At 70.2% G+C, this 25,485-nt stretch carries 27 protein-coding genes; 11 read left to right on the top strand and 16 right to left on the bottom strand.

The features are described from left to right. Nucleotides 1-8 precede the first annotated feature (8 nt). The 4 genes from NUT86_RS27700 to NUT86_RS27685 all read right to left on the bottom strand — a co-directional run bounded on the left by NUT86_RS27700 (nt 9) and on the right by NUT86_RS27685 (nt 5,436). Nucleotides 9-491 (bottom strand): poly-gamma-glutamate biosynthesis protein PgsC/CapC, encoded by a 483-nt coding sequence (locus tag NUT86_RS27700; protein ID WP_274738124.1) that lies wholly within the window; start codon nt 489-491, stop codon nt 9-11. Further along, nucleotides 488-1,852: a poly-gamma-glutamate synthase PgsB gene (gene pgsB / locus NUT86_RS27695; RefSeq protein ID WP_274738122.1), complete on the bottom strand. Its 1,365-nt coding sequence runs from the start codon at nt 1,850-1,852 to the stop codon at nt 488-490. The genes NUT86_RS27700 and pgsB overlap by 4 nt, the downstream gene beginning before the upstream one ends. 6 nt (nt 1,853-1,858) lie before the next feature. Further along, on the bottom strand, nt 1,859-4,090 hold the full coding sequence (locus NUT86_RS27690) for a HAMP domain-containing protein (RefSeq protein WP_159489044.1): 2,232 nt from the start codon (nt 4,088-4,090) through the stop codon (nt 1,859-1,861). Between the two features lie 179 nt (nt 4,091-4,269). Further along, entirely contained in the window at nt 4,270-5,436 is a 1,167-nt protein-coding gene (locus NUT86_RS27685) for a CapA family protein (protein ID WP_446750837.1), read from the bottom strand. 137 nt (nt 5,437-5,573) lie between these two features. On the opposite strand from NUT86_RS27685, the gene NUT86_RS27680 reads away from it, so the two are divergent. After that, nucleotides 5,574-6,470, top strand: a complete 897-nt coding sequence (locus tag NUT86_RS27680; protein WP_274738121.1) for a hypothetical protein — start codon at nt 5,574-5,576, stop codon at nt 6,468-6,470. A gap of 71 nt (nt 6,471-6,541) precedes the next feature. On the opposite strand, the gene NUT86_RS27675 is transcribed toward NUT86_RS27680, so the two are convergent. The 3 genes from NUT86_RS27675 to NUT86_RS27665 form a co-directional block, all read right to left on the bottom strand. Continuing rightward, a complete protein-coding gene (locus NUT86_RS27675; protein WP_274738119.1) occupies nt 6,542-7,210 on the bottom strand; it encodes a HutD/Ves family protein in 669 nt (222 codons plus the stop codon). Between the two features lie 35 nt (nt 7,211-7,245). Beyond that, complete coding sequence (locus NUT86_RS27670) at nt 7,246-8,208, bottom strand: zinc-binding dehydrogenase (protein ID WP_018087478.1); 963 nt, start codon at nt 8,206-8,208, stop codon at nt 7,246-7,248. A gap of 156 nt (nt 8,209-8,364) precedes the next feature. Continuing rightward, a complete protein-coding gene (locus NUT86_RS27665; protein ID WP_018087479.1) occupies nt 8,365-9,588 on the bottom strand; it encodes an NAD(P)-dependent malic enzyme in 1,224 nt (407 codons plus the stop codon). Between the two features lie 529 nt (nt 9,589-10,117). On the opposite strand from NUT86_RS27665, the gene NUT86_RS27660 reads away from it, so the two are divergent. From NUT86_RS27660 to NUT86_RS27650, 3 genes are all read left to right on the top strand, one after another. After that, nucleotides 10,118-11,089 (top strand): ABC transporter substrate-binding protein, encoded by a 972-nt coding sequence (locus NUT86_RS27660; RefSeq protein ID WP_026169259.1) that lies wholly within the window; start codon nt 10,118-10,120, stop codon nt 11,087-11,089. Between the two features lie 65 nt (nt 11,090-11,154). Beyond that, nucleotides 11,155-12,090 (top strand): amino acid ABC transporter permease, encoded by a 936-nt coding sequence (locus tag NUT86_RS27655; protein ID WP_018087481.1) that lies wholly within the window; start codon nt 11,155-11,157, stop codon nt 12,088-12,090. A gap of 47 nt (nt 12,091-12,137) precedes the next feature. Beyond that, on the top strand, nt 12,138-12,890 hold the full coding sequence (locus NUT86_RS27650; protein ID WP_026169260.1) for an amino acid ABC transporter ATP-binding protein: 753 nt from the start codon (nt 12,138-12,140) through the stop codon (nt 12,888-12,890). An 80-nt stretch (nt 12,891-12,970) separates the two neighbouring features. Here the strand turns inward: NUT86_RS27650 and NUT86_RS27645 are convergent, their stop codons facing one another. After that, nucleotides 12,971-13,732: a class I SAM-dependent methyltransferase gene (locus NUT86_RS27645; protein WP_018087483.1), complete on the bottom strand. Its 762-nt coding sequence runs from the start codon at nt 13,730-13,732 to the stop codon at nt 12,971-12,973. Nucleotides 13,733-13,826: 94 nt separating this feature from the next. Between NUT86_RS27645 and NUT86_RS27640 the strand changes: the two genes are divergently transcribed. Next, a complete protein-coding gene (locus NUT86_RS27640; RefSeq protein ID WP_018087484.1) occupies nt 13,827-14,456 on the top strand; it encodes a CGNR zinc finger domain-containing protein in 630 nt (209 codons plus the stop codon). Here the strand turns inward: NUT86_RS27640 and sodX are convergent. Beyond that, nucleotides 14,360-14,830: a nickel-type superoxide dismutase maturation protease gene (sodX, locus tag NUT86_RS27635; RefSeq protein ID WP_018087485.1), complete on the bottom strand. Its 471-nt coding sequence runs from the start codon at nt 14,828-14,830 to the stop codon at nt 14,360-14,362. The genes NUT86_RS27640 and sodX overlap by 97 nt on opposite strands. A 168-nt stretch (nt 14,831-14,998) precedes the next feature. Here sodX and sodN point away from each other — a divergent pair, with 168 nt between their 5' ends. From sodN to NUT86_RS27620, 3 genes are all read left to right on the top strand, one after another. Beyond that, nucleotides 14,999-15,394: a superoxide dismutase, Ni gene (sodN, locus tag NUT86_RS27630; RefSeq protein ID WP_018087486.1), complete on the top strand. Its 396-nt coding sequence runs from the start codon at nt 14,999-15,001 to the stop codon at nt 15,392-15,394. 282 nt (nt 15,395-15,676) lie between these two features. Further along, nucleotides 15,677-15,898: an effector-associated constant component EACC1 gene (locus tag NUT86_RS27625; protein WP_229838027.1), complete on the top strand. Its 222-nt coding sequence runs from the start codon at nt 15,677-15,679 to the stop codon at nt 15,896-15,898. Then, the gene (locus NUT86_RS27620) at nt 15,891-16,307 is read left to right on the top strand and encodes a hypothetical protein (RefSeq protein ID WP_204165934.1); all 417 of its coding nucleotides are present in this window, start codon (nt 15,891-15,893) and stop codon (nt 16,305-16,307) included. The genes NUT86_RS27625 and NUT86_RS27620 overlap by 8 nt, the downstream gene beginning before the upstream one ends. Before the next feature lie 18 nt (nt 16,308-16,325). Here the strand turns inward: NUT86_RS27620 and NUT86_RS27615 are convergent, their stop codons facing one another. Further along, a complete protein-coding gene (locus NUT86_RS27615; protein WP_274738111.1) occupies nt 16,326-17,630 on the bottom strand; it encodes a cation:proton antiporter in 1,305 nt (434 codons plus the stop codon). Nucleotides 17,631-17,970: 340 nt separating this feature from the next. Between NUT86_RS27615 and NUT86_RS27610 the strand changes: the two genes are divergently transcribed. Continuing rightward, nucleotides 17,971-18,339 carry a YciI family protein gene (locus NUT86_RS27610; RefSeq protein WP_266439454.1) on the top strand — a complete coding sequence of 123 codons (369 nt, stop codon included), beginning with the start codon at nt 17,971-17,973 and terminating at the stop codon, nt 18,337-18,339. A gap of 68 nt (nt 18,340-18,407) precedes the next feature. Next, nucleotides 18,408-19,703 (top strand): RNA polymerase sigma factor, encoded by a 1,296-nt coding sequence (locus NUT86_RS27605; RefSeq protein WP_381682444.1) that lies wholly within the window; start codon nt 18,408-18,410, stop codon nt 19,701-19,703. Nucleotides 19,704-19,880: 177 nt separating this feature from the next. On the opposite strand, the gene NUT86_RS27600 is transcribed toward NUT86_RS27605, so the two are convergent. Next, nucleotides 19,881-20,840, bottom strand: a complete 960-nt coding sequence (locus NUT86_RS27600) for a LysR family transcriptional regulator (RefSeq protein ID WP_037740464.1) — start codon at nt 20,838-20,840, stop codon at nt 19,881-19,883. Between the two features lie 218 nt (nt 20,841-21,058). Here NUT86_RS27600 and snpA point away from each other — a divergent pair, with 218 nt between their 5' ends. Then, the gene (gene snpA, locus NUT86_RS27595; RefSeq protein ID WP_018087490.1) at nt 21,059-21,724 is read left to right on the top strand and encodes a snapalysin; all 666 of its coding nucleotides are present in this window, start codon (nt 21,059-21,061) and stop codon (nt 21,722-21,724) included. A gap of 218 nt (nt 21,725-21,942) precedes the next feature. Here the strand turns inward: snpA and crcB (NUT86_RS27590) are convergent, their stop codons facing one another. The 5 genes from crcB (NUT86_RS27590) to NUT86_RS27570 form a co-directional block, all read right to left on the bottom strand. Continuing rightward, nucleotides 21,943-22,317 (bottom strand): fluoride efflux transporter CrcB, encoded by a 375-nt coding sequence (gene crcB, locus NUT86_RS27590; protein WP_093642583.1) that lies wholly within the window; start codon nt 22,315-22,317, stop codon nt 21,943-21,945. Beyond that, nucleotides 22,314-22,700 (bottom strand): DUF190 domain-containing protein, encoded by a 387-nt coding sequence (locus tag NUT86_RS27585; RefSeq protein ID WP_159486218.1) that lies wholly within the window; start codon nt 22,698-22,700, stop codon nt 22,314-22,316. Before NUT86_RS27585 ends, crcB (NUT86_RS27590) begins: the two co-directional genes overlap by 4 nt. Then, nucleotides 22,697-23,134 carry a fluoride efflux transporter CrcB gene (crcB, locus tag NUT86_RS27580; RefSeq protein WP_274738106.1) on the bottom strand — a complete coding sequence of 146 codons (438 nt, stop codon included), beginning with the start codon at nt 23,132-23,134 and terminating at the stop codon, nt 22,697-22,699. Before crcB (NUT86_RS27580) ends, NUT86_RS27585 begins: the two co-directional genes overlap by 4 nt. Before the next feature lie 85 nt (nt 23,135-23,219). Continuing rightward, entirely contained in the window at nt 23,220-24,086 is an 867-nt protein-coding gene (locus NUT86_RS27575; protein WP_274738104.1) for an isocitrate lyase/PEP mutase family protein, read from the bottom strand. Between the two features lie 210 nt (nt 24,087-24,296). After that, nucleotides 24,297-25,382 carry a magnesium and cobalt transport protein CorA gene (locus NUT86_RS27570; protein WP_018087495.1) on the bottom strand — a complete coding sequence of 362 codons (1,086 nt, stop codon included), beginning with the start codon at nt 25,380-25,382 and terminating at the stop codon, nt 24,297-24,299. Nucleotides 25,383-25,485: the final 103 nt, after the last annotated feature.

Here is a 25,485-nt window from a genome sequence, read left to right as displayed (position 1 = left end):
TCGTTCGGTCAGGCGGACGGCATGACGCCGAGCAGAATTCCGGCGGCCAGCACGACATAGGCCATGAGCGTCACCGAGCCGGTGGCCAGCACGGTCGGGCCCTTCGGCTGGCGGGCCAGCTGGTAGGCGATCAGACCGGGGACGATGAACCCGAGGGTCTGATTCGTGTACATCAGCGGGAACTCGAGTTGCAGCACGATCATCAGCGTGCCGTTGATCACGACACCGATCAGCACGACGGCCGCGAACAGCCGCTTGCCGTAGAGGATCGCGACCCGCTGCACGAACAGGGTGGCCAGGTACGTAAGGACCGTCACGCCCACGACCATCGCGGCACGCTGGAGATCCTCCACCAGGGTCAGCGCAAGCCAGCCGGGGGTGATCATGCCGCCTGGTGAGAGGTTGGTCGTCAGGTAGCAGACGAGCGAGAACATGAGCCCGAGGGCGATGCCGATAGCGGCGATCTCGGGCGTGAGGACGGCGGGGATCAAGGGTGCTCTCCTGAGCTCTGCCACGAATCGGTGTGCGGGTGCTGCAGCGGTACGAACGGTTGGTGAGGGCGGGACTCGTGGGCCGGTGGGTGCCCGGTGGACAGGTCGGCCGGGGGTGCGGGGCGTTCCGCGGAGTCCGCCGGGCCGTCCTGGGGGTGCTGCGGAACGCCGTCGGGCCCTTCGTCCGCGGGAAGTTCGGCCAGCTGCTCCAGCAGGTGCTCGCCCTGGCCGTGGATGTTGCCGACGGCGACCAGCGACGAATCCGGACCGAGGTGGTTCACCATCCGATCCATGAACTCCTCGGGGTCGCGGCGGTCGCCGCCGAGGTCCACCGCACGGGAGCGCCACGCGGCGGGGATCGCATCGATCGCGCTCTTGGCCGGATGCCCGATCACGAAGACCTTGTCGGGTTCGAGTTCGGGGATGATCTCGCCCATCTGGCCGTTGCGCTCGACACGGTCCGGGCGGCAGTTGATCACGACGTTCAGGGGCCGGTGGACCGCGCCCAGATCGAGCAGCTGACGGATGTTCATCAGCGTCGACTCGGGGTCGTTCGCGGCGAAGACATTCGCGAACCGCAGCCGCTTGCCGTCGGGCGTGCGGTACCGCTCGACGGAGAGGACACCCGGGTCCGGCGGAGCGTCGTACATGCCCTGCAGCGCCGTCCCGCGGTCCACACCGAGCAGTTCCGCGACGGCCAGCGCGATGGCCACGTTCTCCTTGAAGGTGAACCAGCTGAAGCCGCGCAGCTCCTCATCGGTCACCGTCCCGGGGTCGGCGTAGATCAGCCGGCAGTCGCGGGCGTCCGCCTCCTCCTGGAGAATGTGGAACCGGTCCTGCTCGGCGGTCACACAGATACCGCCCTCCGGCATGGAGCGGGACAACGAGCGGGCGACATCGTCGAGGGTGGGCCCCATCTCGGCCAGATGGTCCTCGCGGACATTGCACAGGACACCGATGGTGGACCGGATCAGCTTGGACTGGTTGATCTCCTGCAGTGCCGGCATGACGGCCATGCACTCGATCACCAGGGCGTCCGGGTGGTACGCGGCGGCCCGCCGGACGATGCCGATCTGCTCGACCACGTTGGCTATGCCGAACTTGCGGTAGACCGGCTCCTCGGTGGCGTCCGGGTGGATGAACCGGGCCGCGGTGCCGGTCGTCTTGGCCACGGTGGCCAGGCCGCCGCCCCGCAGCGCACCCGCGCACAGCCGGGTGATGGAGCTCTTGCCGCGGATGCCGTTGACGAGCACCCGGGTGGGTATGTGCTCCAGATTGCTGAAGTGCCGTCGCTGCTCGATGATTCCGGCGATCAGCAGGATCGCGCAGCACACGACGAGAACGGTGTAGAGGAAGAGCACGGTCCGTCAGTTCCTTCCGGCCAGAGGGGCACTGTCCCGCTTGCGCTGCTCCTGGAGCTGCTGCCGGATCAGCTCCAGGCTGCGGACGACGGCGCCGACCTCGTCGTGATGGCGTGGGTAGAGCACGGTGCGACGGTCCCCGTCGGCGAGCGCCTCGGCCTGTGCGGCCAGGGTGCGCAGCGGGCGCGCCACCACGATGTGCAGCCAGCCGAGACAGGCGGCGGCAGCAGTGAGACCGAGCAGCCCGGCCAGCACGGTGTGGTTCTGCACGGTGTACTGGGGCAGGGCAAGCCCTTCAGCGGGCTTCCAGCTGACCACGGTCCAGTTCAGCGACTTCGCCACGCCGCCGCCGTTGAACGGGGCCGCCGCCGCGATCTGGACGCCGCTGCCGTTGCGGTGGAGGAGCGCGCCGGGCCGCAGGCTCGCGCCGGCTCTGGCGCCCGTCCCCTGCACCAGGGTGTCGAGCCGCTCCGAGGGCAGCTTCTCGAAGGCGCGGTAGCCGGTGTTGCCACCGAGTGTCCGGCGCTTGTCGTCGACCACCCGGACCTCGCCGAGGCCGGGCCGCTTGAGCAGTGAATTGAAGAAGTCGACCCGGAACTCACCGGCCACGGCGGCGCCCTTCCGGCCCGGCACCTCTGCATAGCCCGCCACGACCGGCTCCTTGCCCCCCTCGTTGAGCACGGTGACCGCTCGGGTGCCCGGGCCCTTGCCGGCCGGGTGATGCGGAGTGCCGCCGGCCCGGGCCAGTACCTTTCCGTCGGCACCGAGGATGTACAGGGACGCGTAACGCGGGTGCTCCTGAAGGGTGCGCTCCAGGACCTCGGCCATCTGGTCCGGCGAGGTGCGGTCGCCGATCAGGGACGCCACCGAGACGAGGTCGGTACGGCCCTCGTCGAGGGCTCGCCGGACCCGGTCGGCCAGGGTGTCGGTGCGCTCGCGCTGGTCGTTGACGAGCTGCTGCGGAATGACGGCCTTCGCGTCGGCGTGGTTCAGGGACAGCGCCAGTGGGGCGGACCAGGCGAGCAGGAGTACCGCACACGCGGCCGTCAGGCCCCGGACACCGATCCGGCGCAGCCGCCGCGGGGTGGCGGGGTCGCTCGTCCCGTGCGGCGCGCCGAGGAGCTGGCGCCGCAGACGTTCCAGTGCGTGGCCGACCCGGGCCGCCTCTCCGTTTGCGGGTACGCTCACGGGCCGCTGCAGCTCGCCTCCGGTGAGTCGGCGGCTCTCCAGGAAGAGCCGGAGCAGCGGGCGCTGCACGAGACCGAGAAGCAGAGCCACGACAGCCGCACCGATGACGAGCAGCGCGCCGGCCGCGGCGACACCGAAGAGCGGGTCGGCGCCCCGGGACGGGTCCTCGGCCACGTCGACCATCGTGACGACCGTCAGGCCGAGGCCGCCGGCGACGGTGCTCTCGCCGGGCCGGGCGGGAGCGAGGGTGGCATAACCGGCTGCGGCGCGCTCACCGTTGGACGCCCCGCCGGTGAGGCTCCCGCTCACCCCCGGAAAGCCCCCGGAACCTGGCTCCCTGGCCTTGAGGGGGTGCTGACGGGCCCTCTCGGCAGCAGTCCTGGCGAACGCCCTCAGCTCACTGTCCGCCCGCTTGGCCGCCTTCCGCTGCGGGTCGTCGAGGTCCTGCTCGGACTCGCGGCTGCCACCGCGGCTGAGAATCGCGCCCGTCGAGTCCAGCACGGCGATGGTCCGGAACTGGCCGAGGCTGATGCCGGGGACACGAAGGCTGCGGGAAGCGACGAGGAGCTGCTTCGGCCGGCCGTCCCAGGAGAGCAGGGCAAAGGAGAGCAGGCGGGTCTCACCGTTCGCCAGGCGGACCATGCGCGGGCCGAGCCCGTCCTTCTCGGACAGCTTTCCGCGGTCGATCGTCGCCAGTGGCAGGTTCTCGCCCCGTGCGGCGAGGAGCTTGCCCGACCCGATCTCGATGACGGCCGTGCCGCGCCACTTCTGGTAGACGCTGCCGACCTTGTCCAGCACGGCATCGGCCGGGACCGGGGCACCCGAACTGAGGAGTCCCGCCACGCGATGGAGGTCGGTGACGCTCTCGTCGACCGAGGAACGCATGGCGATGGCGCCGTCCTCGGCGAATTGCTGCTGAGACGTGAGCACCGCCTCGGGAATCCTGTCGTGGCCGACCCTGCCGAGGCCGAGGGCAGTGACGGCGGCCAGGGCGAGCAGCAGGGCCGACAGGACGGCGATGGGCGGGCGTACGCCGCCGAGCAGTGACATATCGGCCCGGCGCCGAGCCGTGTGCCGCAGCTTCGTCCGCGGCGCGGCCGGCGGGGAACTCCCCTCCTGGAGTGAGTCGTTGGTGTGTGGGGGTCGCGGGGGCACGTGGGGCAGCCCTTCCTGAGATCCGAACGGCTGAGACCGTCCGGTGTACGGCAGTGAGAGAGGGTGACGGCGAATCAGCCGGGGATGTCCTTCAGCGGCTTGAGAGCGCCTTCGGCGGCGCCGCGGTTCAGCATCGTGCCGCGGGTCCGCTCGAAGGCGAGCCGGTAGCGGGCCCGTTGCTGCGCGGTGAGCTTCTTGTGGCCACGCAGCGCAGCGGCCACGTCCACCAACCGGTGGTCGCGTTGCCCGCTCGCCTCGCCGCCCCCGCCGGCGACGGGATCTTTCTCCTCCGGCGGGATGTCGACGAGCGTCGGCACATAGCGGGCCCGGACGTCCCAGTCACCGCCCCGCTCGGTGAACTTGAACCAGCCGATCACGCCTTCCTCCGACAGGCCGGTCGGCGTCTCGTGGCGGGCAAGCTGGTTGCCGAGTCCATACGCGATCCAGGTTCCGTGCACTTTCTCCATCGGCTGCACGACATGGGCGTGATGGCCGATCACCAGGTTGATGCCGGTCTTCTCAGCGATCTCCCTGCCCAGGGCCAGCTGCGGGGTGCTCGGGTCGGGCCGGTGCTCCTGGCCCCAGTGGACGCTGAGGATGACCACGTCGGCCCCGGCCCTGCGGGCGGCCCGCTCCGCTGCTGCGATCCGCTCGACGCTGGTCCGGTTGACCAACCAGGGCTTGTCCCTCGGCGCTTTGCGGCCGTTGAAGCCGTAGGCGAAGGAGATCTGTGCGACCTTGACGCCCTTGACGTCCATGATGAGCGGCTTGCCCGCCTCCGCCCCGCTGCGGGCCGAACCGGTGTGCCGCAGACCGGCCTTGTCCATGGCCCCCAAGGTCCGTTCCACCCCTGCCGCACCGTGGTCGAGGGTGTGGTTCGAGGCGGTTGAGCAGGTGTCGTAGCCGACCTTCTTGATCGTGGTGGTGATCTGTGGGGGGACGAGAAAGTCCGGGTAGGACCGGAAGGGGCCTTCCGGCGTGCCCACGACGGGCTCGAAGTGGCAGATGCCCAAGTCCGCCTTGCTGATGACCGGTTTGATTCCGGCCATGATCGGGTTGAAGTCAATCCCCTTGACCCCACGGCCCGTTCTCTTGGCGTCTCTTTTTGCCTGCTCCGTCAGCTGCGGGTGAATCAGGATGTCTCCCGCCGCGGCCACCGTGAACGAACGTCCTTCCGCCCTGGGCGGATTGCTCTCTCCAGGGCCGGCACATGCCGCGGCGCACACCGCGAGTAATGCCAGCGCAGTGGTGCGAGCCGCGAAGCCCGCACGAAGGGTTATATGCACCCAAGTATTGTCATGCAGTTATGGCCGACACTTTCCCCGCAAAGATGAAATTTCCGAGAACGTTGCTGGTCAAAGCCATGATCGTATTCAGCATGGTGATCATCACGGCATGCAGCGGGCAACCTCCGAAGAAGCCTGACCATCCGGCCCCCACCCCGCGGGGCACCCTCGACCTGAAGCAGCACATCGCCGATTTCACCTCCGGGATGGGACCGCGCAGCGGCTACCGCGCACCCACCGGGCCACAGCAGCGGGCGGTGGCGGACGGCGTCGGTCTGTTCCTCGACGGCCGTCGCGCACAGGCCGGACAGCGCCTCGCCGACGTCGGGTTCCGCATCCGCACCCTGACCGACCAAGTCACCGGCCGCCGGTACGCCGAGCTCGCCGACGCAGCGGACACCGGCACCGCCACCCGCGGCTGGGGGCGCGTCTATGTCGACCTGACCGCCCCTTCGCGGTGGTCGGTGCAGGTCCCGCACCCGGTCGCCGACGCGCACAGCGAGGATCTCGGCGTCGCCATACTGCGCGGAACGCCCGGCGGTGTCCTGGTCCTGGCGGGTGCCCACCGCGCAGCCGGCCAGGGCCTCGCGGCCGACGTCGCGCACCGCCGGGACACGGTCTTCCACGCCGTCTGCGACGCCTTGCTCAAACGACGCCTTCCGGGCGTCCAGGTGCACGGGTTCGCGGACGATTCCGTACCCGGCTATGACGCGGTCACCTCCACCGGCGCCGGGAACCGGGGCCGCGCCACTGGCCGCGCCGTGGCCGACGCCCTGGACGACAGCGGCATCGACGCCTGCCGCGCCTGGGCCCGTGACTGTCCCCTGGAGGGCCGCACCAACATGCAGGGCCGTGCCGCGGCTGCCGCCGGAGTCCCTTTCCTGCACATCGAATTCAGCCGCGACATCCGAGGGAGCAGCAAGCGCATCTCCCGGGCCGCCGACGCGGCAAGAACAGCGACGGCGGCCTGGAGCACCACCCGGCAGTGAGGATGCGGACGCCACCACCGGGGCCCGGCCGTCCGTGCCGAGGACTCCAGCACGGACGGCCAGAGTTCGGCCTAAGGGGTGTCCATGAACCGACTCCGGGCCGGACCGGCGGACTCGACGGGGCCGGGGCCGGGGCCGGACAAGCGGATCACCGCCGCGACACCGTCCGTCCGCACCTCGGCAGGCACCGCCTCCGGCCCCGTCAGCAGCGCCGCGTCGAACCTCGCCAGCTGCACGGCGGACTCCCCGGCCGCCCCGCGCCCCACGAGCCGCGTGCTTCCCTCCACCGCCACCACGAGCACCCCGGACCCGGTGTCCTGGCCGCCCCCCGGCCGCGGCCCCGGCTCCACCACCCGGTGCCCCCGCACCATCTCCACCACCGCGTCCGCCCGCCCCTCCCGCAGCATCACATTGAGGTTGACGACGGGGCCGTCCAGCAGCCGGGAGCCGGTGTCCGCGCCGCCGGGGAAGGCGAACGGGCGGCAGCGGTCCGGGAGGAGACGGGTGGTGCCGTCCACCGTCAGCTCCAGCCCGGCGCCGTCGACGACGGTGAGGATCCGCCGGACGCCGGGCAGCGGCGAGTACGGCCCGTCCCGGGTGACGTCCGCGAGGCTGACCCGCCAGGCGAAGGTGTCCCAGCCGGCGCCCGGCGGGTGCACGGCGACCTCCCGGGTCACCCCGCCGCCGTTGCTCCATGGCGCGGCGGGGCGCCCCTCCGCCCGCAGGATCCGCACGTTCACAGCCTTCCGATGAAGAGGTGGCAGCCGTCAGGCCGTCAGACGGTCAGCACGATCTTGCCGAACAGCTCGCCCTCCGCCATCTTGGTGAACCCCTCACGCGCCCGGTCCAGCGGCAGCGTCGAGTCGATGACCGGCCGGATGCCCTTGGCCGCGCAGAAGCTGAGCAGCGACGCCAGCTCCTCCTTGCTGCCCATCGTGGAGCCGACGATCTTCAGCTCCAGGAAGAAGATCCGGTTGAGCTCCCCGCTCTTCGGCGTGAAGCCACTGGTGGCGCCCGAGATGACCAGGGTGCCGCCGGGGCGCAGCGACTTCACGGAGTGGGACCAGGTGGCGGCGCCGACCGTCTCGATCACCGCGTCCACCCGCTGCGGCAGCCGCTCACCGGTCGCGAACACCGCCTCGGCGCCCAGCTCCAGGGCGCGCTTGCGCTTGGCCTCGTCCCGGCTGGTGGCGAAGACCCGCAGCCCGGCCGCGGCGCCCAGCACGATGGCGGCGGTCGCCACACCGCCGCCCGCGCCCTGCACCAGGACGCTGTCCCCGGGCCGTACACCGCCGTTGGTGAACAGCATCCGGTACGCGGTCAGCCAGGCGGTCGGCAGACAGGCGGCCTCCGCGAAGGACAGCTCCTTCGGCTTGGGCAGCACATTCCAGGAGGGGACGGTGACCTGCTCCGCGAACGTGCCCTGATACCGCTCGGTGAGGATGGAGGGCTTCTCCTTGGGGCCGACACCGTGGCCGGTCTGCCCGATGACGGAGTGCAGGACGACCTCGTTGCCGTCCGCGTCCACCCCGGCGGCATCGCAGCCGAGGATCATCGGCAGCGCCTCCTCGGTGATCCCCACCCCGCGCAGCGACCACAGGTCGTGGTGGTTGAGGGAGGCGGCCTTGACGTTGACGGTCGTCCAGCCGGGACGTACGTCGGGGGCCGGGCGCTCCCCCAATTCGAGGCCGTTCAGCGGCTGGTCACGGTCGATGCGGGCGGCATAGGCAGCAAACATGATCCCAACGTAGGCCGCGGCAGGGCGCTGCGGTACCGCGTACGGGTGTGACACGCACCGCGCCGCCCCGGCCGCGCCCCGCTACGCCGACGGGCCGGGCCCGCACCCGAGAGAGGGTGCGGGCCCGGCCCGTCGGCGTGGAGCGCGAGGGTGCGGTCAGCGGCGCGCCACGCCCTCGGCGCGGGCGGCGGCCGCGACGGCGGCGGTGACGGCCGGGGCGACCCGCTCGTCGAACGGCGAGGGGATGACCCGGTCGGCGCTGAGTTCGTCGGCGACCACGGCGGCCAGCGCCTCGGCGGCGGCGAGCTTCATGCCCTCCGTGATCCGCGAGGCCCGCACCTGCATGGCACCGGCGAAGATGCCCGGGAAGGCCAGCACGTTGTTGATCTGGTTGGGGAAGTCGCTGCGCCCGGTGGCGACCACGGCCGCGTACTTGTGCGCGACATCCGGGTGGATCTCCGGGGTGGGGTTGGCCATCGCGAAGATCAGCGAGTCCTTCGCCATCTTCGCCACCGCCTCCTCCGGCACCGTGCCACCGGAGACACCGATGAAGACATCGGCACCGTCCAGCGCGTCCTCCAGCGAGCCGGTCAGCCGGCCCTTGTTGGTGAAGCCGGCCACCTCGCGCTTGACGTCCGTGAGGTCGCTGCGGTCGGTGGAGACGACGCCCTTGCGGTCACAGACCGCGACGTCTCCGATGCCCGCCTCGATGAGGATCTTGGCGATGGCGACACCGGCCGCACCGGCACCCGAGATGACCGCCCGCAGCTGGCCGAGCGAACGGTCGGTGAGCTTGGCGGCGTTGCGCAGGGCGGCCAGGGTGACCACGGCGGTGCCGTGCTGGTCGTCGTGGAAGACCGGGATGTCCAGCCGCTCCTGGAGCCGGCGCTCGATCTCGAAGCACCGCGGCGCCGAGATGTCCTCCAGATTGACGCCGCCGAAGGACGGAGCCATCCGGACGACGGTCTCGATGATCTCGTCGGTGTCGGTGGTGGCGAGCGCGATCGGCACCGCGTCCACACCGCCGAACTGCTTGAAGAGGATGGCCTTGCCCTCCATCACGGGGAGGGAGGCCTCCGGGCCGATGTCGCCCAGGCCCAGCACCGCGGTGCCGTCCGTGACCACGGCGACGACCTGGGACTTCCAGGTGTAGTCGTGCACCAGCTCGGGCTGCTCGGCGATGGCGCTGCACACCTTGGCGACGCCCGGTGTGTAGGCGAGGGACAGGTCGTCCTTGTCCCGGACCGGCACGGTCGCCTGAATGGCCATCTTGCCGCCGCGATGCAGCGCGAACGCCGGATCGAAGGCGTCGTCGGGCGCACTGCCCGCGTCCGCACCGGTATTGCTGTCGCTGCGAGGATTGACGATCTCCGCTGCCACTTGTCTTACCCCTTTTATTCGTAAATCTGCTGAGGGTGGCCACTCCCTGGTTGAGGGGTGGGCGGGCACCGCGTCCGCGCCCTGCGCAACAGATGACTGCCGCGCGGGGGGAGGTGCGGACGCCGGGCGCGCCGCACACGCGCCCTGAGCCCCGGATGAGGGGTGTAACGCACCTTTCTACCTGACGGGCGCGCGCCCCGACGAGTCAGATTCATTACTCTCGGGTTGAGAGTTCCGACAATAACCGCGAAATGCACAAAAAACCCAGAAGAGCCCTCCCCCTCCCCTCCGGAACCCGGGATGCCCGGAGCGGACCGGGCCGCCGGTGCCGTCCGCCGGCACGGAACCTCCCTTGCGGCATCTGCCCGCCACCTCGCCGTCCCCGTCCGTTATCCGATTTTGACCTGAACGACAGTCCGAATACCGGAGTCCGGATGGCAGGATTCCGACACCAACCGAGGTCGCGACGCTCGAAGGTGTGCCCCGGCCCTTTTGTCACGTCGGCTTCTCCATCCGCAGGAGGATCAGCATGACCGCAAGCACCACCCGTCGCTCGGCCGCCGGCAGGTCTCGCACAGCCGTGGCCGCAGCGACCGCGGTCGCCGCCTCGCTGCTGTTGCTCAGCGCCTGCGGCGACCAGACGAATGAGGCCATCGCCAAGCGCGAGGCGAAGAAGAGCCGCAACGTCAACGCCCCGCTGTTCAAGCTGCTGCCCAAGGACGTCCAGGAAAAGGGCTTCCTCCAGGTCGGCTCGGACATCACCTACAAGCCGGTGGAGTTCCGCTCCAACGGGAAGATCGAGGGCATCGACCCGGATCTCGCGGCGGCGATGAGCAAGGAGCTGGGCATCAAGCTCAACTTCAACAACGCCACCTTCGACACCCTCATGGGCGGCCTGAAGTCCAAGCGCTACGACATCGCGATGTCGGCGATGACGGACACCAAGGAGCGCCAGGAGGGCATCGACAGCAACACCGGCAAGAAGATCGGCAAGGGTGTCGACTTCATCGACTACCTCAACGTCGGCGTCTCGCTCTACACCCGCAAGGGCAAGACCAACGGCGTCGACGGCTGGGAAACGCTGTGCGGCAAGAAGATCGCGGTGCAGCGCGGCACGGTCTCGCACGACCTGGCCAAGGACAAGTCGAAGGCCTGTGAGTCCAACGATTCCGAGCCGATCTCGATCGAGGCGTTCGACAACGACTCCGAGGCCCAGACCCGGCTGCGTACCGGCGGTGTGGACGCCGTCTCCAGCGACTACCCGGTCGCGGCGTACGCGGTGAAGGTCTCCGGCAAGGGCAAGGACTTCCAGATGGTCGGCGGCGCGCCGCTGAAGGCGGCCCCGTACGGCATCGCGGTTCCCAAGGGCCAGGACCGGCTGCGTGACGCACTGAAGGCCGCCGTGGAACGCACGATCAAGAACGGCTCGTACGCCAAGGTCCTGGACAAGTGGGACGTCAAGGACGCCGCGGTCAAGAAGGTGCAGCTCAATGGCGGCTGATGAGCCGCTGTACGCCGCCCCGTCCGCCCCGCGCACCTCCCGCCGAATGCTGAAAGGCAACACCCGTGTCAGTTGACGTCGACAAGTCGGCCCAGCCGCCGGCCGATGCTCCGCCGCCCGAGTCCATCAAAGCCATCCCGGTGCGCCATTACGGGCGCTGGGTGGCGGCGATCGTCGTCATCGGGGTAATCGCCGCCCTGGGCAGGGCCTTCGCCACCGCGGACGTCAACTGGGACGCCATCCCCCAGTACATGTTCAACGCGGACATCCTCAAGGGCCTGCGCAACACCCTGCTGATCACCGTGCTCTCGATGATCATCGGCATCGTCGGCGGTGTGATCCTGGCCGTGATGCGCCAGTCCAAGAACCCGGTCACCTCGACGGTCGCCTGGTTCTACGTCTGGTTCTTCCGCGGAACGCCGGTCTACGTCCAGCTGTTCCTCTGGTTCAACCTGGGCCTCGTCTTCCAGTACATCGACATCATGCCGATCTACAAGGACGAGTGGTCGGACTTCATGACCCCGTTCCTGTGCGCGCTGCTGGGCCTGGGGCTCAACGAGGCGGCGTACATGGCGGAGATCTGCCGGGCCGGCCTCAACGCCGTCGACGAGGGCCAGACCGAGGCGGCGCACGCGCTGGGCATGAGCCACGCCAAGACGCTGCGCCGGATCATCGTGCCGCAGGCGATGCGGGTGATCGTGCCGCCGACCGGCAACGAGGTCATCAACATGCTGAAGACCTCCTCGCTGGTCATCGCCGTCCAGTACTACGATTTGCTGCAGGCCGCGCAGAACGTCGGACGGGACTCCGGTGTCGTCGTGGAGATGCTGATCCTCGCCGCCGCCTGGTACCTCATCGCCACCACGGTGCTCAGCATCGGCCAGTACTACCTGGAGCGCTACTACGCCCGCGGCTCCAGCCGCCAGCTTCCGCTCACCCCGCTGCAGCGCGCCAAGTCGAGGCTGTCCGGCGGCTTCAACCGCCCCGGAGGTATGGGATGACCAGCAAGATCACGACGAGCAAGGCGGCCGGCACGAGCGGCGGCCCGATGGTCAAGGCCGAGGGCGTCCACAAGTCCTTCGGCGCGGCCCACATCCTCAAGGGCATCGACCTGGAGGTCGCGCCGCGGGAGGTCTTCTGCCTGATCGGCCCGTCCGGCTCCGGCAAGTCGACGTTCCTGCGCTGCATCAACCACCTGGAGAAGGTCAACGCCGGCCGGCTGTCCGTCGACGGCGAACTGGTCGGCTACCGCGAGCACAACGGCAAGCTCTACGAGCTGCGCGACAAGGAGGTCGCCGCCCGCCGCCGCGACATCGGCATGGTCTTCCAGCGCTTCAACCTCTTCCCGCACATGACCGCGGTGGAGAACATCATGGAGGCGCCGATCCAGGTCAAGGGCGAGTCCAAGGGCGCCGCCCGGGAACGCGCGACCAAGCTCCTGGACCGCGTCGGCCTCGCCGACAAGGCCGGGAACTACCCCTCGCAGCTCTCCGGCGGCCAGCAGCAGCGCGTGGCCATCGCCCGTGCGCTGGCGATGGAGCCGAAGCTGATGCTCTTCGACGAGCCGACCTCGGCCCTCGACCCGGAGCTGGTCGGTGACGTCCTGGACGTCATGAAGGACCTAGCAGCGGACGGCATGACGATGATCGTCGTGACCCATGAGATGGGCTTCGCCCGGGAGGTCGGCGACTCGCTGGTCTTCATGGACGACGGTGTGGTGGTCGAATCCGGCCACCCGCGCGATGTGCTCGGTAACCCGCAGCACGAGCGGACGAAGTCGTTCCTGTCGAAGGTGCTGTAGCGCTCCTTCTGAGGACGCGGTGCGCGCCGCCCCGGTGGAGGTTCCGCCGGGGCGGCGCGCGTACGTGCTGCCGGGACGGTCTACTTCAGGCCCAGCACCAGCGCGTCGGTGGGTGAGGCCCACACCGGCCGGGCCTCCGCGAAGCCCGAATCGCGCAGCACGGCGGCGTGCCACGCGGCCGACGGGGTGTCACCGTCCGCATGCTCGCCGTAGATCTCGAAGCGCTCGGCGGTCGGCGCGGCCAGCCGCGGGTCGGCGGCCGCCAGCTGCCACCACTCGGCCCAGTCGACGGCGCCGGACGCCTTCGCCGCGTCCATCCGCGCATGCCGGAAGGCCCGCTCGGCGGCGTTGATCCGCGGGGTGCCCTCCTCGGGCATGTGGTCGGCGTTCATGAAGACCCCGCCGTCCCGCACCAGGGTGCCGAGCTGCCCGTACAGCGCGCGCAGGTCCTCGGTATGCAGCCAGTGCAGCGCGGTGGCGGTGAGCACCGCGTCGTACGAGTCGTGCGGCAGCTTCTCCGTCCACCGCGGGTCCTTGAGATCGGCCCGTACGAAGCGGACCCGGGACTCGCCTTCGAAGTACCCTTCCGCGATGGCCAGCAGCGCGGGATCCAGATCGACGCCCACACTCTCGGCCCCGGGGAACCGCTTCAGCAGCCGGTCGGAGATACTGCCGGTGCCGCATGCCAGGTCCAGCACCCGGGGCTCGGGGCCCACCAGCGCCTCGACCATGTCCAGCATCACCCGGAACCGCTCCTCGCGGTCGGGGAGGTACCACTCCTGCTGGCGGTCCCAACTGTTCTGCCACGCTTGCCAATCGGCGCCGACGACGGTCTCGGTCATCGCTTCCCCTTCAGGCCGTAATACCCTCGTAGTGAGGACACCCCTTACTACAAGCACGTATCCGTACCCTAGCCTCCGCCCGTAAGGACTACAAGTGGAACTGGCCTATTACTCGGACTATGCCGTGCGACTGGTCAACACCGAGCAGCCCGAGCGCGGCACGGACACCCTCACCTCGGTCGATGTCGTACGGGAACTCTTCGGCCCCGCCCAGCAGGCCGCCCGGCGCGCGACGGACAGCGACGTCACCCGGCTGCGCACGGTCCGCGCCCGGCTGCGCGCCGTCTTCGAGGCCGCCGACGCCGGTGACGAGGTGCTGGCCGTGGACCTGCTGAACGCCCTGATGATGGAGTTCCCCGTCAGCCCGCAGATCTCCGGCCACGAGTACCGGGACGACAACGGCCGCCCCGACTGGCACATGCACATCGCCGACCACGCCGCCAACGCGACCGCCGGCTTCACCGCGACCGCCTGTATGGGCCTGGCCTTCCACCTCACCGAGCTGGGTGTGGACCGGCTGGGCATCTGCGAGGCGCGGCCCTGCCGCAACGTCTACCTGGACACCTCGACCAACCGCTCCCGGCGCTACTGCTCCGACCGCTGCGCCACCCGCGCCAATGTCGCCGCCTACCGCGCCCGCAAGCGCCTGGAGAGCGAGCGCGCGGCCCGCACCGGCCGGACCGCCGACACGGCCCAGGACAGCACCCCGGCGACCGACCGCTGAATCCCGCGCGGCGGCCGCACCCGCACCCAGGCGCGGGCGATGACCAGTTCGTCCGGGACCACCCCGAATTCCCGGCTGTCGTTCTCGACGAACGGATTGTCCCCCTGGACCCACCAGCCGCCGTCGCGCCGCCGCACGGCCCGCTTGACGATCAGCAGATCCTGCCGGAACGGATGCCGCAGCACGACCACGTCACCGGGCCGCACCGCCGCCCCGTACCGCACCACCAGCTGGTCGCCGGGCTGCAGCGTCGGCACCATCGACGGGTTGTACACCTCGGCCAGCCCGAAGGCGCGGAGGAGCCCGCCCCGCTCATGCCCCGCGTCCGCGTCCGCACCCCGCTCCGGCTCGCGCTCGTGCACCCGCTCCGGCATCCCGTACCTCCCGGTCCAGCCCCGGTCCGACCCGCTCACCGGCCCATCCTCCAACAGTCCCAGCGTGACACCGGACTTTTGCCCTAAGACCCCCGGCCCGCCCGAGAAAAGCCTTCCCGCACCGAGTAATCTCGCACCTGAGAAGACGATCACGAGGAAGGACTGAACATGCTTTCGCGCCTGTTCGCCCCCAAGGTGAAGGTCAGCGCCCACTGCGACCTGCCCTGCGGCGTGTACGACCCGGCCCAGGCCCGCATCGAGGCCGAGTCGGTCAAGGCCGTCCAGGAGAAGTACCAGGCCAACGAGGACGCGGACTTCCGCACCCGCGCCGTCCTGATCAAGGAGCAGCGCGCCGAGCTGGCCAAGCACCACGTCTCGGTGCTGTGGAGCGACTACTTCAAGCCGCCGCACTTCGAGAAGTACCCGGAGCTGCACCAGCTGATCAACGACACTCTCAAGGCCCTCAGCGCCGCCAAGGGTTCCCACGACCCGGCCACCGGCCAGAAGGCGCTGGACTACATCGCCCAGATCGACAAGATCTTCTGGGAGACCAAGAAGGCCTGACCCGGGCCCGGCGTCCCGGCCCGCGTGCGCGCGGGGCGTACCGCCTCTCCGAGTGTCCGCACCCGTTCCGACGCCCTCCGCCGACCGTGGAGGGTGACGGGCCGGGTGCGGTCTTCTTTGTGCGGGACCGGGAGACGCACGAACGGTTCCGTCTCTCGACCGACTCGTTCCCCTCATTGTTCGAATTCACGGGGGCCGAGCTTTCACATATGAACATTATGCGGCACAATCAACCCTTCCTTAAAAGCGGCGCGGGGATTCGAGTAACCTCACCCCGTGGACATGGAATCCTTGATCACCGCATTATCCGCGGGTACCGTACTCGCCACTCTGGTCAGATCGGTGGCGACTTTTCTGGGGGCGAAACGGAAACGCACCGTCAAGGTTCAGCGTAACGGCCTGACCATTGAAGTGAATTTGGAAAAGCCGGATCAGGCGGAGGCTTTCCTCAAAGAATTCCTGTCCCAGCACCCCGGCGAGGGCAGGGGGCGGGAAAATGACTGAAGCCCGAGTCCCCGCGCAACGCGCCGCCCGGAAGCAGAGCAGAGGCCGCAGTACCCCACAGAACTCGATCAACGCAGGTCTCGGCGGGGTCGGTGGCGGTACGGGGATGGTCGCCATCGCCCATTCGGTGGGAGTGGACACCGCCCTCGGCCAAACTCTTCTCTATGCGGCGCCGGCGGTGTCCGTAATTGCCGGCAGCCTGTTGTACAACCTCAAGCTGCAAGCGGAGTGGTACACCGAGCGCTGGCAGGTGGGCAGGGCCCGCAAAACGCTGGAAAAGCAGCTCAAATATCCCCACACCTCAACCGAACACAAAACAGAGATCAAGGCGCTGCTGGAAGAGCTGGACCATGCCGCCGCAAACGCCGAGCTGGAGCGCATCAAACTGTTCTCCGGAAATCGGCGCTGACGCATCGGCCGGTGGCCGTCAGGACGGGGCCGGGCCGCCCCGTCCGTGGCCGCGTCCGTGGCCGTGGTGCAGACCGCCGGCCGCCATTCCTCTGACGGGCAGTTCCTCCGCCGCGGGACCGGCCGGGCCGATGCCCTTGGCCGCCGCCGCCCGTCCGTAGCGGTTCGCCAGAGGGGCGGAGGTGAGGCCGTGGGCGAGGACGCTGAGGAGTACGGTGCAGGCGATCGCCGGGAGTACCGGGCGGGCACCGGCGGGGGTGAGTTCCTCGACCGCGAGCAGGCCGAAGATGATCGAGGCCAGTCCGCGGGGGCCGAACCAGCCGATGAAGCCCACCGTCCGGGCGTCCAGCCCGCTGCCGGCCAGGCACAGCGCCACCGGCACCATGCGGATCACCGTCAGGCTCAGTACGGCGTAGACCACGGCCTGCCAGGTGACATGGGCGAACACCTCGGGAAGCAGCACGGCGCCGAAGACCAGCCACACCAGCACGGACAGCAGCGCCCCGGACTGCTCGACGTACAGCAGCACCCGCGGGGGCGCCCCGTGCGCCGTGCCGAATGCCAGGCCGGCGACGAAGGCGGCGACAAAGCCGTTACCGCCGATCGCGAGGGCTGAGGTGTAGCCGAGGAGGGAGAGGGCCAGGACGCCCGCGCCGGCGAAGTCCTCGGCCGCCCAGCCGTTGCGGAGGGTGGTGCGCAGCAGCCATCCGGCGGCCAGCCCGATCACCGCGCCGTACGCCGTACCGATGGCGAGCTGCACCAGGGCCTGCCCGGTGGCGTCCGGTCCGGCGGTGTGCTCGGCCGCGGACACCCCGGCCAGGGCGAGCACCACCAGCGGGGTGACGATGCCGTCGTTGAGGCCGCTCTCCACGTTGATGACCCGGCGGATCTTCGCGGGCACCACGGGGTTGACCATCATCGTGGCGCCGAGCGCGGCGTCCGTCGGAGCGAGCGCGGCTCCGACGTAGAGGGCGGACCAGCCCGAAACGCCGGGCAGGAGGGCGGCCGCCAGCAGCGCGCCGAGGCCCACGCACAGCGGCAGTCCGATCGCCAGCAGCCTTACGTAGATGCCGAGTTCCGGGCGCAGGGCGCGGAAGGAGAGCCGTGCGGCGTCGGTGAAGAGCACCCAGACCAGGGTGATCTCCGCGAGCATCTTGACCGTCTCGTGCGGGAGGGCGAGGTCGAGGACCCCGGTGCCCTCGCCCAGCAGCAGGCCCAGCAGGACGAAGGCGGCCGGTGCGGTGAGTTCGAAGCGCTCCATCCGCCGTGAGCACAGGCACCACAGGAACAGCAGGAGCAGGACCAGGGAAAGGGTGCCGTCCACAGGGTCTCCAGGCTTGGCCGCGCGGGCGCTCGGGCGTCCACTCTCGGCCATCGCCCCGCTGCCAGGCCGTTCCCGGGAGGCCGGGCCCGTGCCTTTCACGCGGTTGGCGGAGACGGGTACGCCGGGCCGCCCCCCCGGCACGGTCGTCCGGCAGTCCGGCCCCGGGCACACCGGCCCCGGGCAGACCGGCCCGGAAAGAATTCCAGGAAAATCTCCCGGTGGTGTCGATCCGGGTGACGGGCGTTCGTCGCGTTAGTAAGAGGGCGGGTTCGGGCGCCGGCGGTCCGGCTCTCCCCCCCCGCCCCGCTACGACGGACGCATCTACACCGAGGAGATGACCATGCGCTTCATGATGCTGCTCAAGATCGACGAGAACACCGTGCCGGCCGGCGGGCCCAGCCCCGAACTGATGGCGGAGATGGGCAAGCTGCTCGACGAGATGACCAAGGCCGGGGTGCTGCTGGACACCGCGGGGCTCACACCGACCGCGCAGGGGACCCGGCTGCATCTGTCGGGCGGCAGGATCACCGCGACCGACGGGCCGTTCACCGAGGCCAAGGAGGTCATCGGCGGATATGCCCTCATCCAGGCCGCCTCGAAGGAGGAGGCAATCGAGTGGGCGACGCGTTTCCTGCGGACGCACGGGGACGAGTGGACGCTGACCTCCGAGATCCGGCAGGTGGAGGAGCCGCCGGGGGCCGGTGCGTGAGACAGCCTGCCCGGGCCCCCGTTTCCGCGGCGTCGGATTGCCGCGGCGGGGGCCGGGTGCTCTGATGGGTGCCCGTGACGGCCGAAGACACCACGGATGAGGCGCACCGCGCGATCGAGGCGGTGTTCCGGATCGAGTCGGCGCGGCTGATCGCCGGGCTGACCAGGGTCGTGCGCGATGTGGGGCTCGCCGAGGAGCTGTCCCAGGACGCCCTGGTGGCCGCGCTGGAGCGGTGGCCGGAAACCGGTGTCCCGGACAATCCGGGGGCCTGGCTGATGGCCACCGCCAGGAACCGGGCCATCGATCTGCTGCGCCGCCAGGAGCGGCTGGCCCGCAAGGTCGAGACGCTCGGGCGGGACGCGGAGCGCGAACCCGGGCCCTCCGAGGCGGCGTTCGACCGGGTCCTGGACCGTGCCGGGATCGAGGACGATCTGCTGCGGCTGGTCTTCCTCGCCTGCCATCCGGTGCTGTCCACCCAGGCGCGGGTCGCGCTGACCCTGCGGCTGGTCGGCGGTCTGCGGACCGATGAGATCGCCCGCGCCTTCCTGACGTCAGAGGCGACCGTCCAGCAGAGGATCGTCCGGGCGAAGAAGCGGCTCGCCGAGGCACGGGTGCCGTTCGAGGTGCCGGCCAGGGCGGAGTGGGGCGAGCGGCTCTCGTCGGTGCTGGAGGTCATCTACCTGGTCTTCAACGAGGGGTACGCGGCGACGGCCGGGGACGACTGGATGCGGCCGGCGCTGTGTGAGGACGCGCTGCGACTGGGGCGGATGGCGGCGGGGCTGCTGCCGGAGGAGCCGGAGGTCCACGGGCTGGTGGCCCTGATGGAGATCCAGGCCTCGCGGTCGGCGGCGCGGACCGGGCCGAAGGGGGAACCGGTGCTGCTGCTGGAGCAGAACCGGTCACGCTGGGACCGGCTGCTGATCCGGCGCGGACTGGCCGCGCTCGCCCGCGCCGAGGAGCTGGGCGGCACGGTCGGCCCGTACGCCCTGCAGGCCGCGATCGCCGCCTGCCATGCGCGGGCGCGTACCGCGCAGGAGACGGACTGGCCGCGGATCGCGGTGCTGTACGGGGCGCTGGCGCAGGTCGCGCCGTCGCCGGTGGTGGAGCTGAACCGGGCGGTCGCGGTGGGGATGGCGTTCGGGGCCGAGCAGGGCCTCGCCGTCGTGGACGGGCTGGCGGCGGAGCCGGCGCTGGCGGGCTATCACCTCCTGCCGAGCGTCCGTGGTGATCTGCTCGCCCGGCTGGGGCGGGCGGCGGAGGCCCGGGAGGAGTTTCTGCGTGCCGCCGCGCTGACCCGCAACACCCGTGAACAGGCCCTCCTGGAGGAGCGGGCGGCGGAGCAGGGGGAGGACGGGCGGGCCTAGTAGGCGCGGAGTCCCTGCCGTTGGCCGCTTTCTGCCGTTGGCCGTTCCTGCGGCTTGCCGTTTCTGCGGCTTGCCGTTCCTGCGGCTTGCCGTTTCTGCGGCTGGCCGTTCCTGCCGTGGGCCGTTCCTGCGGCTGACCGCTGCCTGCCGTCGCCGTCCCTGCCCCGCCCGCTCCGTCTAGGTCCCTACGGGCAGCGGTCCGTCATGGCGTACCAGCCACGCCCGGTAGGCCTCGCTCGCCCAGGCGATCTCCATGTACGAGGCGGTCAGGTCGGCGAACAGGTCGTCCGCGGAGGCGGCGGCGGTGTCGTCCTGACGGCAGGCCATGAACAGGCGGACGGCCAGCGGATCGCCGTACAGGGGGCGGATCGCCATGCCGTGGCGGGAGCGGGCGGTCGGCTGGCAGGGGGTGACCACCTCGCCGGCCGTGACGAGGTCCACGGTGGTGAGGTAGTCGCCGTGCACGACCCGGGGGTTGATTCCGGCCGCGGCCCAGATGCGGCGCAGTCCGGCCCATTCGCCGTCCACGGCCGGGTCGACCATCCACTGGTCGTCGGCGAGGTCCGCCACCCGGATGACCTCCCGGGCCGCCGCGGGGTGGGTGTCCGCCAGGGCGATGAACTGCGGTTCCCGGGCGATGAGTTCGTGTTCCGCCAGACCGTCGGGGACCCGCAGGGGCGCCCCCTCGACCTCGTGGACGAAGGCGGCGTCGAGCTGTCCCGTCGCGACCATGTGCAGCAGGGCATTGGCGGACACATCGGTTCTTATCGTGGTGTCCGTCTCCGGCAGCCGTACCCGTAGCCGGCGCAGCCAGCCGGCGACGGCGGGGCTGTTGGTGCTGCCGATGTGCAGCCGCGCGCCCTGTTCGCGCTGCGAGGCCGAGGCAACCTCGTCAATAAGTGCCCGCATTTCGGCCACTATCGGCCGGGCCCGGCACAGGACCGAATGCCCCAGCGGCGTCGGCCGGCTGCCGCTCGGTTCACGGAAGAAGAGCTGGCCACCCAGGGCTTTCTCGATGCGGTGGAGCTGGGTGGTCAGGGAGGGCTGGGTCATGCCGAGTTGCCGGGCAGCCTTGCGTACGCTGCCGGTGTCGGCGATGGCGCACAATGCGCGAAGATGCCTTACCTCGAGCTCCACGTCCGGAGCATAACGACGCAGGCACACGTCACACCAGACTCTCAAACCCGTCTGAACTCCGTTTTTTTCTCAGGGTATTGGCTGGTGCTATCGCCACCTAACATCTCCGTCTTCCGGGCGAACTCCGTCCAGACTCAACGGCACCAAGAAATCCGCAGGGCCCCGGTCGCCGCCCCACACGGCGACCGTACGGCCCTCGGAAATTAAGGAGCCCCCACATGAGATCTCCCAAGACGGCGCTGTCGGCGGCGCTCGGACTGGGCCTTGTCGCCGCGCTCGCAGCCGCGGCGCCGGTTTCGGCAGCTTCCCCCTCCCCCACCAACTCCTCCCACAGCAGCGCCGCTTCGATCGCGGCGTACAACGGCTCGGCCGCCGAGAAGGCCGACACCAAGGCGTTCTTCGAGGCCGTGATCAAGTCGGCCAAGGCCAAGATGAAGGCGCACCCGGACGCGGCCTCGGTCACCGTCACCTACGACGCCAGCAAGGCCCCGAAGTTCGCGGACCAGATAGCGCAGAGCACCTCCATCTGGAACGGCTCCGTGCAGAACGTGAAGCTGCAGGAAGGCAGCGGCGGCGACTTCGAGTACCGCGAGGGCAACGACCCGCGCGGCTCGTACGCCAGCACCGACGGTCACGGGAAGGGCTTCGTCTTCCTGGACTACCAGCAGAACCAGGAGTACAACTCCACCCGCGTGACCGCGCACGAGACCGGCCACGTGCTGGGCCTGCCGGACCACTACGAGGGCCCGTGCAGCGAGCTGATGTCCGGCGGCGGCCCCGGCACCTCCTGCCAGAACGCCCAGCCGGACGCGAACGAGAGCGCCAAGGTGGACCAGCTCTGGGCCAACGGCCTGGCGGGCATCCGCTTCGGCAAGGCCTCCTGACGTACCCGACGGACCCGCTGAAGTAACGAAGTTCGGCGGAGGCCCGCGGACCCGGCCCGGCTGACGGTGGCCGGGTCCGTGAACGGCCTGGGGCTGTCGAGTGCCGGAACCTGGCGGCCGGCCCTCGTACCCCACCAGCCCCCGCCTCTTGTGCGCCGCCCATGCGGTGGGGCTCCCCCGGAGCCCCACCGCTTTCGTCTGCCGTCCGGCCGCCCGGGTCAGCCCCACAGCGCCCGGGCGGCGGCCACCCCGGCGAACGCGGCCGCGAGCGTGGCGAGCACGCTCAGCACGGCATTGGCGGCGGCCCAGCCCCGCGCCCCGTCGGCCGCCAGCCGGAGCGTCTCGTACGAGAAGGTCGAGTAGGTCGTGAGCGCTCCGCACAGGCCGGTGCCGAGCAGCAGTTGGGCGTGCGAGGAGGCGGCGCCGGCGGCGACCGCGCCGGTCACCAGGCCGAGGATCAGACTGCCGGCGACATTGACGGTGAACGTCCCCCAGGGGAAGACCGTGTCGTGCCGGCACTGCACATAGCGGTCGGTGAGGAAGCGCAGCGGCGCCCCGACCATCGCCCCGGCCACCACCAGCAGCCAGTTCACCCGCGGCCGCCCTCCTCCGGAGCCGTACCGCCCGTGCGGGGGTAGGTGATCCGCTCGCACGGTTCGAGGGTGACCGTGCCGCCGTCCGTGAGGAGTTCGTCCAGATGCGGGAGGAAGGAGCGGATCCGCTCCTCGGTGTCGACGGCGACGATCGCGACCGGCAGCTCCTCGCTCAGCGACAACAGCCGCTGGGTGTGGATGAGGGAGGTGGCGCCGAAGCCCTCGATGCCGCGGAAGACACTGGCACCGGCCAGTCCCGCCTCGCGGGCGCGGTGCACGACCTCCGCGTACAAGGGCTTGTGGTGCCAGGCGTCCTGCTCGCCGACGAGGACCGTGAGCCGGAGCGCCGGGGTGCCGCCGGGAGATGCCGTGCTGTCTGTCATGCCGTCCGCCGCCTCAGTTCGAGAAGTGCACGTGTGCCGGTCACCGCGCACCGTACGGCCGCGAGCGCGGCGAGCACGGTGCCCGCGAGGTAGGCCATGGCCGCGGCCGGGTGCCGGGCGTCGATCAGCCGCTGGATGTCCACGGCGTAGGTGGAGAAGGTGGTGAAGCCGCCGAGGATGCCGGTGCCGAGGAACGGACGCACCAGCCGGCGGGCGGGCCAGACGTCGGTGATCATGACCATCAGCACGCCCATCAGCGCACAGCCGACGACGTTGACGGCCAGGGTCGTCCAGGGGAAGGAGCCGTTGCCGGTGGGCCAGAGGAGGGCGGCGCCGTAACGGGCCGCGGCGCCGATGGCACCCCCCACGGCCACCACGCCGATCACCGGCCACTGCCCTTGCCAGGGCGCCGCCCGGCGGGGTCGCTCGTTCATGTGTCTCCCGAGATCATCGGCGATCTCAGGCTACCGCCGCTCCGCCGCCGGTGCCGGTGCCGCCGCCCGCCGCCCGCCGCCCGGATCACACCGGGACGGCCCGGCGTCCGGGGTGGTGCCGGCTGAGGTTCCGGGCCAGCAGCTCGGTGGCTTCCCTGACCCCGATCTCACCGCCGGGCTCCCCGGTGGCCGGCAGCCGCCCGTCCGCGTACTTCAGCTCGGCCAGCGCGGTCTCCATCGCCCGGTGCGCCGCGAACAGGCACGGCGTGCTGTAGATCGCCACATCGACACCCAGCGCGGTCAGCTCGGTCAGCGAGAGCCGCGGGGACTTCCCGCCCGCGATCTGGTTGAACAGCAGCGGCTTGTCGCCGACGACCTGACGGATCCGGCGGATCCCGTCGACGCTGCGCACCCCGTCGACGAGCACCACATCCGCCTCGGTCCCGGCCAGCGCGGCCGCCCGCCGCAGGATCTCGTCCTCCTCCGTGGCGTCCGTACGGGCCACGACGAGCAGATCGGTACGGCTGGCGAGCACCAGGTCGAGCTTCTCCAGGTACTCCTCCAGCGGCAGCACCAGCTTGCCGTCCGCGTGCCCGCACCGGCGCGGCCGCTTCTGGTCCTCCAGGATCACCCCGGACGCCCCGGTCCGCTCCAGGCGCCGCACCACATGGCAGGCCACCTCGGGATCGACATAACCGTCGTCGATGTCCACCAGCAGATGGTGGTGCGGGAAGGCCCCGCGCAGCCGCTCCACGAAGGCGGCCATGTCGGGCCAGGCGATGAAGCCGATGTCCGGCAGCCCGTAGTACGACGCGGCGAAGCCGAAGCCGGAGACGAAGAAGCCGTTGTAGTGGCCGGCGGCGACCGAAGCCGCATACATGTCGTGGACGCCGATCAGTGGCGTCGTCCCCTCGGCCGCGATCTCGTCACGCAGTGCTTGTCCGTACCGCAATGTGCTGCTCCTGTCAGAACCGGCGGGGACCGCGGTCCGGCGTCCGGGCGTGCTCAGGGGCGCGCGGGTGGTCCCGGCGCCGCGACCACCCGTTACCGGGGAATCGGTCAGGGGCATAGTTATCCGGCGTTCCACCGAAATCCCCTCAACACGCCATGACCTGCCGTGACTTTCTCGACGGCCGGGGCGGGAGGGCGCCGCTGGGGGAGGCTAGAGCCAGCCGTTCCGCTTGAAGCCGCGGTGGATCACCCAGCAGATGCTCACTATCACGGTCATCACCAGCGGATAGCCGAATGTCCAGTGCTTTTCCGGCATATGGTCGAAATTCATGCCGTACACACCGCAGACCATGGTCGGTACGGCCAGGATCGCGACCCAGGCACTGATCCGGCGCATGTCCTCGTTCTGGGCGACGGTGACCTGGGCCAGATGGGCCTGCAGTATGGAGTTGAGCAGTTCGTCGAAGGCGGTGATCTGCTCGGTGACCCGGTCGAGGTGGTCGGCGACATCCCGGAAGTACGTCGTGATCCGGGAGTCGACCTCGGACATCGGCCGGGTGGCCAGCTCCTGCATCGGCCGGTCCAAGGGGGCCACCGCGCGCTTGAGTTCCAGCAGCTCGCGCTTGAGCTGGTAGATCCGGCCGGCCCCGACGCTGCCGCGTACCGAGAAGACCTCGCTCTCGACATCGTCGATATCGTCCTGGACGGCGGCCGTGACATCGAGGTAGTCGTCCACGACGAGGTCGGCGACGGCGTGCAGCACGGCGGACGGGCCGAGTGCCAACTGCTCGGGCACAGACTCCAGTTGCTCACGGAGCGGACCCAGCGAACCGTGCCCGCCGTGCCGTACCGTGATCACGAAGTCGGTGCCGGTGAAGACCATGATCTCGCCGGTCTCCACGACTTCACTGGTGTCGGTGAGCCGGTCGTGATCGACATAGCGGACGGTCTTGAAGACGGTGAAGAGCGAGTCGTCGTAGTGCTCCAGCTTCGGCCGCTGATGCGCGTGGACCGCGTCCTCGACGGCAAGCGGATGGAGCCCGAACAGCTCGACAATTCCGGCAAATTCCTTCTCGGAGGGCTCATGCAGCCCGATCCAGACAAATCCACTGCCGGATTTCCGGACCCGGTGGATCGCCACATCGGCCGGGTGGTCGCCCTCCTGCCGCACGCCGTCCACGTACACCGCGCAATTCACCACGGCGGTGCCGAGGGGCGACCGCGCCGGGTGGCTGAGGTCGACTCCCCGGGTGCGCGGCTGCGGCAGCCGGACGGCCTTGCGGAGGTTGCTGATCATCGACACCCGGCCAGTATGGCCCGCGGGAGGCGGTGAACGGTACGGCGAAGCGGCCGTTTTTACGCAGCGGGGCGGAGCGGAAACCCTGGGTCGCAGGGCCCGC

Source organism: Streptomyces sp. G7(2002), from assembly GCF_028870195.1.
GTDB lineage: Bacteria > Actinomycetota > Actinomycetes > Streptomycetales > Streptomycetaceae > Streptomyces > Streptomyces nigrescens.
The sequence above is the reverse complement of the archived record's forward strand: the minus strand, read 5'-3'. Positions and strand labels throughout refer to the sequence as shown.

Coding starts and splice junctions, on each gene's coding strand:
- NUT86_RS27690 (WP_159489044.1), bottom strand. CDS start 4,090: ATGTCACTGCTCGGCGGCGTACGCCCGCCCATCGCCGTCCTGTCGGCC.
- NUT86_RS27680 (WP_274738121.1), top strand. CDS start 5,574: ATGGTGATCATCACGGCATGCAGCGGGCAACCTCCGAAGAAGCCTGAC.
- NUT86_RS27670 (WP_018087478.1), bottom strand. CDS start 8,208: ATGTTTGCTGCCTATGCCGCCCGCATCGACCGTGACCAGCCGCTGAAC.
- NUT86_RS27660 (WP_026169259.1), top strand. CDS start 10,118: ATGACCGCAAGCACCACCCGTCGCTCGGCCGCCGGCAGGTCTCGCACA.
- NUT86_RS27650 (WP_026169260.1), top strand. CDS start 12,138: ATGGTCAAGGCCGAGGGCGTCCACAAGTCCTTCGGCGCGGCCCACATC.
- NUT86_RS27645 (WP_018087483.1), bottom strand. CDS start 13,732: ATGACCGAGACCGTCGTCGGCGCCGATTGGCAAGCGTGGCAGAACAGT.
- sodX (WP_018087485.1), bottom strand. CDS start 14,830: ATGCCGGAGCGGGTGCACGAGCGCGAGCCGGAGCGGGGTGCGGACGCG.
- sodN (WP_018087486.1), top strand. CDS start 14,999: ATGCTTTCGCGCCTGTTCGCCCCCAAGGTGAAGGTCAGCGCCCACTGC.
- NUT86_RS27625 (WP_229838027.1), top strand. CDS start 15,677: ATGGAATCCTTGATCACCGCATTATCCGCGGGTACCGTACTCGCCACT.
- NUT86_RS27620 (WP_204165934.1), top strand. CDS start 15,891: ATGACTGAAGCCCGAGTCCCCGCGCAACGCGCCGCCCGGAAGCAGAGC.
- NUT86_RS27610 (WP_266439454.1), top strand. CDS start 17,971: ATGCGCTTCATGATGCTGCTCAAGATCGACGAGAACACCGTGCCGGCC.
- snpA (WP_018087490.1), top strand. CDS start 21,059: ATGAGATCTCCCAAGACGGCGCTGTCGGCGGCGCTCGGACTGGGCCTT.
- NUT86_RS27585 (WP_159486218.1), bottom strand. CDS start 22,700: ATGACAGACAGCACGGCATCTCCCGGCGGCACCCCGGCGCTCCGGCTC.
- crcB (WP_274738106.1), bottom strand. CDS start 23,134: ATGAACGAGCGACCCCGCCGGGCGGCGCCCTGGCAAGGGCAGTGGCCG.
- NUT86_RS27570 (WP_018087495.1), bottom strand. CDS start 25,382: ATGATCAGCAACCTCCGCAAGGCCGTCCGGCTGCCGCAGCCGCGCACC.